Annotated in this window: 10 protein-coding genes; all 10 read right to left on the bottom strand. The window is 49.4% G+C overall.

The features are described from left to right. A partial coding sequence (locus KZ793_RS20235) for a phage baseplate assembly protein V (protein ID WP_225816962.1) occupies window positions 1-1482 on the bottom strand: 1482 nt, incomplete at its 3' end. Beyond that, the gene (locus KZ793_RS20230) at window positions 1482-2018 is read right to left on the bottom strand and encodes a baseplate complex protein (RefSeq protein ID WP_225816961.1); all 537 of its coding nucleotides are present in this window, start codon (window positions 2016-2018) and stop codon (window positions 1482-1484) included. The genes KZ793_RS20235 and KZ793_RS20230, both read right to left, overlap by 1 nt. Next, window positions 1990-2718, bottom strand: a complete 729-nt coding sequence (locus tag KZ793_RS20225; RefSeq protein ID WP_225816960.1) for a hypothetical protein — start codon at window positions 2716-2718, stop codon at window positions 1990-1992. Before KZ793_RS20225 ends, KZ793_RS20230 begins: the two co-directional genes overlap by 29 nt. Next, window positions 2718-3338: a tail fiber assembly protein gene (locus KZ793_RS20220; RefSeq protein WP_225816959.1), complete on the bottom strand. Its 621-nt coding sequence runs from the start codon at window positions 3336-3338 to the stop codon at window positions 2718-2720. The genes KZ793_RS20225 and KZ793_RS20220 overlap by 1 nt, the downstream gene beginning before the upstream one ends. Further along, window positions 3338-5146, bottom strand: coding sequence for a phage tail-collar fiber domain-containing protein (locus tag KZ793_RS20215; RefSeq protein WP_225816958.1), 1809 nt, complete (start codon window positions 5144-5146; stop codon window positions 3338-3340). The genes KZ793_RS20220 and KZ793_RS20215 overlap by 1 nt, the downstream gene beginning before the upstream one ends. 9 nt (window positions 5147-5155) lie before the next feature. After that, entirely contained in the window at window positions 5156-5812 is a 657-nt protein-coding gene (locus tag KZ793_RS20210) for a phage tail protein (protein WP_225816957.1), read from the bottom strand. Further along, the gene (locus KZ793_RS20205) at window positions 5805-6989 is read right to left on the bottom strand and encodes a baseplate J/gp47 family protein (RefSeq protein ID WP_225816956.1); all 1185 of its coding nucleotides are present in this window, start codon (window positions 6987-6989) and stop codon (window positions 5805-5807) included. Before KZ793_RS20205 ends, KZ793_RS20210 begins: the two co-directional genes overlap by 8 nt. After that, complete coding sequence (locus tag KZ793_RS20200) at window positions 6979-7314, bottom strand: DUF2590 family protein (protein ID WP_225816955.1); 336 nt, start codon at window positions 7312-7314, stop codon at window positions 6979-6981. The genes KZ793_RS20205 and KZ793_RS20200 overlap by 11 nt, the downstream gene beginning before the upstream one ends. Further along, on the bottom strand, window positions 7307-9412 hold the full coding sequence (locus tag KZ793_RS20195) for a phage tail tape measure protein (protein ID WP_225816954.1): 2106 nt from the start codon (window positions 9410-9412) through the stop codon (window positions 7307-7309). The genes KZ793_RS20200 and KZ793_RS20195 overlap by 8 nt, the downstream gene beginning before the upstream one ends. Then, window positions 9409-9549, bottom strand: coding sequence for a DUF6890 family protein (locus tag KZ793_RS20190; protein WP_157975293.1), 141 nt, complete (start codon window positions 9547-9549; stop codon window positions 9409-9411). Before KZ793_RS20190 ends, KZ793_RS20195 begins: the two co-directional genes overlap by 4 nt. Window positions 9550-9594: the final 45 nt, after the last annotated feature.

Here is a 9594-nt window from a genome sequence, read left to right as displayed (position 1 = left end):
GTTGATTTGCTGGCTGCCCACCCAGACCACTGGCGCGACGATTTCTTGCCGGGCTCCGGCGATGCTCTGCTTAAGCAGGCCAATTTTCTCTATCAGCATTTGCCCGATTTCGATATTGGCCTCTTTCCCTACACTGGCAACGAAATTTGATGATGTCGCCATACTATAGTCACCGTCTACGATTTGCTGGACAGCACCCGCCAACAGCGCAGACGTGCCCAAAACCGTGGTCTTATCCGTGGCCTGTATCGTGGTTTCCCGTGCGACTACCGTGCGTGTTTCCGTGTCTGCCCTGACCTCACGGTGCATAGACGATTCGTTAATGGTCTGGTCAGTCTGACGAATCCAACTCCCCTCCTGCGTGACGCGCTGCGAAACTTCCGCCCGCTGCTGCTGCAATTGTTCGCCGGGCTTGATATCCGGCAAAGTATTGCCCTGGCTTAATGTCTGCCGGATAAAGGGCTTGTCCGGCCGGCCTGCCTCAAAAGCAATTTCAACCACCGTTCCGACTGGCGGATATTGAAACATACCGGATTCACTGCCCGCCATCGGCAAAGGCAGCGGGACAGCGTGGTAAACAGGGACAGCGGCATCCTGACCATCATTATCTAACAATTGAACATCAACGGCATAACGCGGCCGGAATGGATTGGAAATATCACCGCTAACCGTGCTTTCAGTGTGAGCCTCAATGCGGGCGAATTTGGGTAAGTGCAGCCCTGCCGACAATTCGGGGTAGGCGGCATCAATCTGGCGCTGAATGGGCGTTCTGGTCTGAGACTGACCGGTCAATTCGTTGACGGCTTCCCATGTAATGACCATATTTTCATTGTTCAGATTAACTTTGTTCAGCCGGTGCTGATTGACTACCACACCCGGACGCAACGATGGGATCATGGGAATAGTCATGGCATTACCCGCCGTCTGGCGCTGGCTAAACTCATTGGGGATTTCCACATGTTTCCCCGCAAACATCGAATGCGCCCCACTGCCGACATAAACCGAGCCATCCGGCAACTGATACCAGATATAATCCTCAATCGAAAAAACCTGACCAAGATTAGCCAGCAACTGATAGCCCGTGCCATGATGGGTAAAATGCGGGATGGGTGTCTCCGTATAAGGGGCAGCCGGCAATGTGAAGGTGAGTCCGCTGTGCTCCTGCAACCAGTCCACAATCTGGCTCAGGGTTGGATGCTGAAATGAACACGGCCACAATCGATCAAACACGCTAACCAATTCACGTACAAAAAGACGCTGATAACCGTTCTGGGCTGGCTGTGAACGTTCCACATAGCCCGTGAACCAGCGCAACACTAAATCCGTGTAACCGACATCCAGCCGCACCAATTTTCCAGTGTAATCAGTTGTCGTTTCCGCCGTGATAAAGCCACGGCCACAGGATGACAGTTCCAGCATAATATTGGCATCAACCAGGTGAACTTCATCACCGGAAAGATAGAGCCAGTTAATCGGTGTCATTATTTGGCTGGTCCTATTTTGTCATTAATCGGTTTCAATACTTTTCTTTCAAACCAGCTTAATTTTTCCGGCGCTTCTTTTGCTGCGCCTGCACCCTGACCGGTTTGCTTTTTGGCCTGAATATTATCGGCAGTGCGGGCGTCCCGTTTTTCAGCAACAGAGAAATGTTCACGTAAAGTAAATGTGACCTGCCATGCCTGTTTACCGTCGATTTTGCTGGCATCAATAGTATGGGTGAATGTCCCAATACGAAAATTGATGGCCTGCGCGGTAAGGTTGGCGACACGGTAGCGTTTTAGGCTGCCGCCGTCTTTCGCTTCCGCCAGGGCAAATAGGCGTGACAACGTTTTTTGTTCAGTAAATGGGATGATCCCCGTAATGCGCAACTCTTTAGGCTTAATGCCTTGCTCCGCCACGGCGGTACTGGATGACTGGCCGCTTTGGTCTGTGTCCTGAAACATCACCGATGGGGTTACAGTCAGACTTTTTAATGGCATGGCCTCACCATCAAGGGCGAGTGTGATAATTTGGCTCATTGTGTAGCATCCTTTCTAATGCGCTAATATCGTCCGCGGTAAATAGTGTCGCCAGCGTATAAACGGCGTCCTGTTCGGGGATATCCTGACGCAATTTTTCGGCCAGAAATGCACCATTCCCTTTCTCTGAGAATACCCAGACACCCGCCGATTTGTCTCTGACGCCATTCAGGGCGGCAGTGACTTGTTGTAAGGCGTTCTGTCTTGCCGTGGTGAAGTGTGTTAATTGCGATTTCAATCCCGCAATACTATTGCTCACACTGGCCTGTGCCTTCGCCTGCGCAACCAATTGCGCATTCACGGCCAGGCGGCTGGTCGATGTTGAAAACGGTTGAGGCAGAGGCAAACCGCCCCCCGATCTCCCAGGCAATTGCATTTTGGTGATCGCCAGACATTCCGCTGTCTTTGCCATACGGGTGACCTGAGAAAATACAGGCAACGGCAACACCGCTGAAAATTGGGTTAAATGTTGTATAAATTCATTATGCGTCTTCGCGCAGATCATGAGTACAACGGCGCTTATGTTTCCAGCACCCCTGATTTTATTTGCCAGATAATTGATGGCGTTTGCCGGACTCAGATAGCGACCGCTGTCCGTTTTATGTCCGATGCCGTATACGAACGGATGGACGGATAGCATCGAGCAATGCATCCCCGTCATATTCGGGGAGATGCGCATCATTTTCCGTTGCCAGTTCATCACGCGGGTTGCTCAGGCCAGTTGATACCGGGGGCAGTTGAAAGATCTACCCGGTTCACCCGCACACGATATTTTTTCCATTCTACGAGTACTGATTTTTCGGTATCAGTGGCGATATCCAGATCAATGGCATCCTGTAAAGGCTTAATTGCCGCATCTGCCTGCTGCTGTAGAGAGATTTTCTGCTGCTCAGCCTGTTCAATTTGATGAGATTTTAGGGCTGATTTATCTGTTACCCATTGCTTATTCTCCCACTTATCAAAGGGAGTTTGGGGTGATTGCAGGGTGAGATTATCTGGCAACACGCCGATGGCGGTAATATTGATCGGCCGGCCTGTATCGGTTGCATACGCCGTTTTACCCCGATAGTCAGGCACATGTCGCCAGGATTTTTCATCTACACTACGACAAATCGCAACGTCATAGGTGTCAGGTAATTCGGGCGCATCCAGATACGCATTAGCGGCAACAGAAAAACCTCGTGGCACCCGATCCATATCGGCCCCAATATATTCCCGTGTTTCAGGATGACAACGATAAACCGCCACCCATCCGCTAACAATGGCTAACCCATCATCATCAAACCGGGCCATTTGAATATCTGCACTGTATTTAGCCATTACTTTACCCTCGTAATATAAATCACTGATTTGTTAACCGGTCGGTTTTCATTTGCTGTCGGGACCACTCTCGACGCGTCAAATGTCCATGAAATCACCCCACCACCGGCACCGGCTGCTCGACCGCCTGCCTTATACCGGTAGCTGAATGCCCCAGACGCGTTGCTCCCGCTCTCAATAGTGGGATTACCTAATGATCCCGTGATATTTCTGATCGCGTCCCCCTGAACACTCCCTAACGAACGACCGGAATCTAAACCGCGTCCTCTATCCAGACCACGCTTAAATAAGCCTCTGTCATCGGGTAATTTCAGGTCGGGAAAAATTTTGGCAAGCTCAGGATAATCTGCCGCACGGAATGATCGTCCCTCATTGGGTTCATATCCGGCGGGTATCGGCGCAGCCGAATGCCATTCGATAGTGGCGCCAATAGGGATACCTATCGCCATCTTTTGCTCTACGGCACCGTTAGCGTTGAGAAATCGGGTGTGCAACTGTGCATCGGCATCAATCCAAATTTGCCCCGTGTCACCCCCTACTCCGATACTCACCCCTTTGGCCCATCCATTTTCCCGACCACAAGAAAACGGCCCTGAATAATGCCTGCCCGGTAGCTCAGTCATATAGGTAGTCTGGTGATAGGCTCCAACATCACCCGCCATCAAACTGATATCAGACGATAGCGATTTCCCGTTAATTTTCCTGTCATTAGGGACAGCATTCATTGCCCGTTCGACGGTTTCCACTAAGCCTATGTTTTTGACAAATTCATTCTTACTGGGAATATCTGCGCCGTTCTGGTTTTTAGCCAGGCGACTATTGGCGTTTTCGCTGACAACGGTTAATGCTGCATTAGTGGCATAGTCCCCTTTCGACTGTTTCCCATGCAGACCGCTTTCCAATGCCTGCTGAGTCGCATATTCCCGTTTCACGCTATCAATCTCTTGATGAATAGCGGAAATATCACGGTCATTCAATGACCCTTTAATGCGCAAATCCATTACATCACCGCGACCATCAACACCCGCGACCGCAAAGACATAATGCGGATACCCTGCCGCATCGATGTAGTTTTTAAGATCATTGTCTGCGACGATATGAACGACGGTTTTCCACTGGCTGACCAAATTGCCTTGATAGCTAAAATCCGCATAAACGCGGGTACCGCGCAGGCGGTTAAGCATTTGGTCAAACACCAATTCACCCCGCAACCCGCCGACATAAGCCAGTCCTTTTTTTACCGTGTATTGGTCACCACTGCGAACCACGGAAAACCCATCACCGAAAAACGCCGCTTCGCCGTAACTGTCGGTATTAATCAGGCGCTGCATTTCATCGATGCCAGACAGACGGGCGGTAAAATCAATCTGCCAGGTTTCCGCCGTGGTCGTGATAGCCGTCTCTTTAGCTGCCCCGTCAAACTCCAGCAAGAAAGAGCGGGTGAGTACATTTCCCTGTAATCCATTAGCGGTCTTAATTTTTTTCTGAGTTGGGACATGGGTAATCATGCCAATAATGCCAGAAGCCTTATTTATCAGGCCAATCCAGTTAAAATCAAAATGACCGGCTTCCGTTCCCAATGTAACACTGTAGGCTACAGCGTTTTCGCTCGCTAACCCTGTTTTGTTCACAGCCTGACGATGTACAATATGACTTTCGGCGGGTAATTTCTCATCGCGATTAATGGCAAGAGTGGGATCTAAATCCGGCACATAAGCAAAAACAAACTCATCCAAAACCACGGGCTTTCCCGCCGCAGCTTGCTGCGCTTTCCATTTTTCAAAGTCTACGGTAATCACTGATGCCATATTATTTCCTTATAATGATGCACCGTAGGTCATACTCGGTGCAGTAATCTCCTTTAAACTGGCGCAATCAAAAACGGACTCGCCCGACATGTAACCCACTTTTAATCGCAGGGACGGCGAGGACATGACCGCGTAATGACAGCAATATTCCGCGCTCAAACTGCCCACACACATAAACAGTTTGTTATTCGCCACCACTTCAAAACGGTAGCGACGGCAAGTACGGCCATACTGACGAATAATGTTCATCAGCAAATCAGGATACTCGGCTATTTGACCGTCACTGATCCGCAAAATAATCACATCCCAATCTATCCCTGGCTGACGTTCCAGTACTTCAACATGACCGACACCTAAACGTTCAAAGATAGCGATAAATCCCGCGACACTGCCCGCCTCTCTGGCGTTAATAAAGGCAAATGTTACCCGTTTGCGAAACAATTCCATTGGCTCACCATTAAATCGGTGAATATCCCGCTGATAGGCCAAAACTGATAATAGCGATTCTGAACACGTCTCCGCTTCCAGTTGGGCTAACGGCCATTTCAGCCAGGCAGACATTGTCAGCCAGAATGCCCGCGCAGCACGGAGCAATTTGGCAGGTTCCCCCTTATCCATCCATGAGGGCAGCGCCAGCCGTGTTAGCCGCTCCTTAAATTCAGACATGCTTCACCTCAACTGACAGCGATTGCAGTCTGGGTACACTCAAATCACTGAGAATGTCATCCAATGAAAATGACAAAGATTCAATGTCGGTAAATTCACGGTGAATTTCACGCCCTAAGTTCGAAAAAGAAAATCGGGAGTACGGCCAAGTTTTTTTCACGTGATATTCGGTATTTTCCCGAAAAGCACAGCGGATAAGGTTTCCTACATCCATTTTCAAAGCGACGATTTGTTCCTGGCTGTAGTTCGCCACGTTCTCGACAAATAGCGTCACCGTCAGCGCGTGATGTGTTTCCGGCAGCGGTAAACACTGCATATCATCACCATGCCCATGATGTCCCCGATGGGTGATGTAATCGTTCACTACGTCAATAAAGGGCTGGCTGATGACGCCCGAATCCAGTAACAAATAGGCGTTTGCCGTTCCGGCGCCACGAGGCGCATCATGCAGGAAAAAAATGCGGTCGATACTTAAGCCTACAACACTGGCAATCATGCCGCGGTAAACGGCGTCCGTGTGATAGTTACCCACAAGGTTATATTGATTCCGGCAACGATCACGCAAATCATCGTCAGATTCCGCATCTGCGCCGGGTGTCAATAACCAACCTTCCTCATTTTGCACGCTTTCAATACCGGATACGGACACGGGCAAGAGACGAAAATAGCCGGGCGCAAGGTTGAATGCTCCCCCTGCGGTCTCTGCGATTACAGGCAGTAAGGCACTGGTGACCCCCTCCGCAATGACCACGCTTTCCGTGGTGCTGACGCGATAGATTTCGCCATTAATGCGCTCGGTCTGGATAATCGTTCCCATCGGCACAGTGACCACTGATACCCCTGCGGATTTATAGAAGCGGATAACTCCCTGTGCCGCCGTAGCGGGCTTACGTATAAGGTTTACCCCCCACGCGAACATATCCAGCCACGCCCCCGATGTGGTTGTCAGATACATATTTTTCAGGGTGACATTAATTAATGCCTCTTTCAGCCACAACACAGGGCGCGTCACTAGGGTGTTAATCAGCCGCCAAAACGGAGACATTTTCGACGTGTTGGTGACAAGCCCTGCCTCATCCACAACTTTAGCAAAGGCGGCGCTGATTTCGGCCTCGGTGGTCGGCATCCCGCCATCATGTAACACCTTTTCGTAATCAATCGTCGGTTTAGTTTCCATTGCCCACGCTCACGTTGATACGGCCAAACTCGTAAGTTTCGGCGAATATCCATAATTTAGTCGGTGATTCTTCATTAATGATGATCGTCCCTGGAATAATTCGCTCGTCGTCTTCGACCAGAATTTCTATCTGTGTGCGAATGTCTACCCGTAGTGTTGGACTGCGTTCGGCAATAAGTTTCGTTGCCAGACCACTTTCAATAATGGCGTGTACACAATCCTGACCGATAGAAACACGGTTATTGCAGAAACGCGGTTCATTCCCTGAATTGAGCACGAAATTGCACTCGTTAATTAACAAATCAATATATTTCGGCTCATCCATATGCCACGTGCTCCCATTCTGTTAATTGCTCAGGTGTCATGCCGTTGGAAATATTCAGCGTCACATTTTCAATGCGGCGGCTGTTATCATTGAGGATCTGTGAATGGGTTGTTATCCCTTTTATCAGGCCATTTTTGCCGATACCCTGCTTTTTCCCGCCCGTTAATACACTCCCGTTTTCTGGCGGTTTAATCGCTTGCACAGGCTGGATCATGGCTTGAGGTTGCCCCTGAAAAATACCCTTGGATTGGGTCATCAATTTTGGGGGACTGTCCCCTACGCCCATACCAGGAACTGTCGCTTTTCCCATGGGTTCAGCAACTGTTTTTTCAATGGCCGGGGTTTCAATATTGATACCGGGAATACCATTTAATTTATCGATAATCCAATGGTAGCTGTCGGAAAACGATTTCATCAGCCAATCCCATAAGCCGCCGAAAATATTACCGATACTCTCCACAATGCCCGAAAAAGTATCCGCCAGTGAAAAACGGCTAAACCCGTCACACAGATTATTCCAACCCTCCGCGATCCCATCCCAGACCGCACTGAATATCCCGCCGACCCATTGCACATAAGCCGCCACCATCTTAAATGCCGTGGTGTTCATCATGGTGGCTTTAATTTCGTCCCAATGCTGGATCAGCTTATAAATGCCGTAAGCAAGCAAAGCGATAACGGCAATAATCAGCAGTATCGGCCAGCTCATAAAGGTGAAAGAGACACCCGCCGACATTGCCGCAATCCTGACAGCCAACAGAACACCCCGCAAAACTCTTAGCGTAACGTTCCATACGATAATGGCAGCGTTATAGAGCCATACTGCCGCCGCGCCCAATTTTAAGCTCAACGTACAGGCGGTCCAAATCCCCTTAAGGCCAATCCAGATAAATTTAGACACGCCCATCACGATATTGGCGGCAGCCCCCGCAGCGGCAAAACTCAGAATACCGATAGTGATATAACCAACCCAGCGGGCGATATTCGGAAATAATTTCAGCCAGCGCCCCAGTAATTGACCGGCATTGGCAAGCCTATTGACCAGTGAAGAGATCACCGGGAGCAATGTTAAACCTACGGCGATACGGATATTCTGCCAAATAGCGTGTAACCGTTCCCACGGGTTCGCCATCCGCTCGGCCATTTCGCGAGCACGTTTCAGGCCATCATTGGCCCCTAATGCCGAAATAGTCTTACGCAGTCTATCCACATTGCCATACAATTGTTTTACGACAATGGCAGAATCGCCAAACGCCTCCTCAATTTCCTTTTGTGCCTTGAGGTTGCCCTCAATGTTCTTGCCATATTTGGCCTGTAGCTTTTCCAGCATTTCCGGCAGGGTTAGCATATGACCGGACGCATTAACAAAGCTGATACTGAGTTTCTTCGCTCCCTCAACGGCATCGGTCAAAAACGATTCATAAACACTACTGGACTCTGTACCCAATGCACGGTGCAATTCTCCCAATACCGCCAATTGTTCATCAATGCCTACCCCGAAATGCGTTCCGGCTGCACGTGCCCCCTCCATCAAATCCGCGATTTCATCCAGACTGGTGCCAAATGTTTTCGACATGATGATAGCTTTTCCCACCAGTTCCTCAGCAAATTGAATATTTCCCACGGCTTTGGCATGGCTGGAGAAATTCGAAAACATCTGCCCCATATATTTGGCCGTCTCTGTTGCGCTGGATTTCAGGGCAGCAGCGGTGATATTGGCAATGTGAGTCATCTGCGGTAAGTCATTTTGTGACAGTTCGCTCATCTTCTTACTGATTTCCACAGTTGATTGCACAAATTCAATAGAGGATTTGCCATACAGTGAACTGAATTTCATGGCATCCGCAGCCACTTTTGCCATCGCACCACTATCGACCCCTTGAAGTGATGCTTCTGTCATCGCATCATCCCATTGAATAGCCGGATCAAGCACTCCCTTAATTGACCAGAACGTCCCCACTAACCCTGCGCCGCCGACGGCAATTTTTTCAAACGCTGTTTGTGATACTTTGGCAAACCCAGAAACAGCCGCTTTCGCACTGGCAAGCGGTTGTGTCAGTTTATCAATTAGGCTCAATGTAAAATCTAATTGCCTCATGGTTCACCCTTTAATGCCAATGCAATACCATTCGCGGTTGCGATCCGCATATTTTCCCAATAACGATTATCCAGCCAAATTGCACGGGCTAAATTGTCCTTATTATCATTCTCATTCGGTAAATAATGACGGCGCAATATTAGCGCTTGTTCAAACAGACTGTTATCAATGGATTTAACCCG

The sequence above is a fragment of the Photorhabdus antumapuensis genome, assembly GCF_020387775.1.
GTDB lineage: Bacteria > Pseudomonadota > Gammaproteobacteria > Enterobacterales > Enterobacteriaceae > Photorhabdus > Photorhabdus antumapuensis.
Note: the sequence above shows the minus strand (reverse complement) of the source record. Positions and strands in the feature narration are given on the sequence as shown.

Coding starts and splice junctions, on each gene's coding strand:
- KZ793_RS20230 (WP_225816961.1), bottom strand. CDS start 2,018: ATGAGCCAAATTATCACACTCGCCCTTGATGGTGAGGCCATGCCATTA.
- KZ793_RS20225 (WP_225816960.1), bottom strand. CDS start 2,718: ATGAACTGGCAACGGAAAATGATGCGCATCTCCCCGAATATGACGGGG.
- KZ793_RS20220 (WP_225816959.1), bottom strand. CDS start 3,338: ATGGCTAAATACAGTGCAGATATTCAAATGGCCCGGTTTGATGATGAT.
- KZ793_RS20215 (WP_225816958.1), bottom strand. CDS start 5,146: ATGGCATCAGTGATTACCGTAGACTTTGAAAAATGGAAAGCGCAGCAA.
- KZ793_RS20210 (WP_225816957.1), bottom strand. CDS start 5,812: ATGTCTGAATTTAAGGAGCGGCTAACACGGCTGGCGCTGCCCTCATGG.
- KZ793_RS20205 (WP_225816956.1), bottom strand. CDS start 6,989: ATGGAAACTAAACCGACGATTGATTACGAAAAGGTGTTACATGATGGC.
- KZ793_RS20200 (WP_225816955.1), bottom strand. CDS start 7,314: ATGGATGAGCCGAAATATATTGATTTGTTAATTAACGAGTGCAATTTC.
- KZ793_RS20195 (WP_225816954.1), bottom strand. CDS start 9,412: ATGAGGCAATTAGATTTTACATTGAGCCTAATTGATAAACTGACACAA.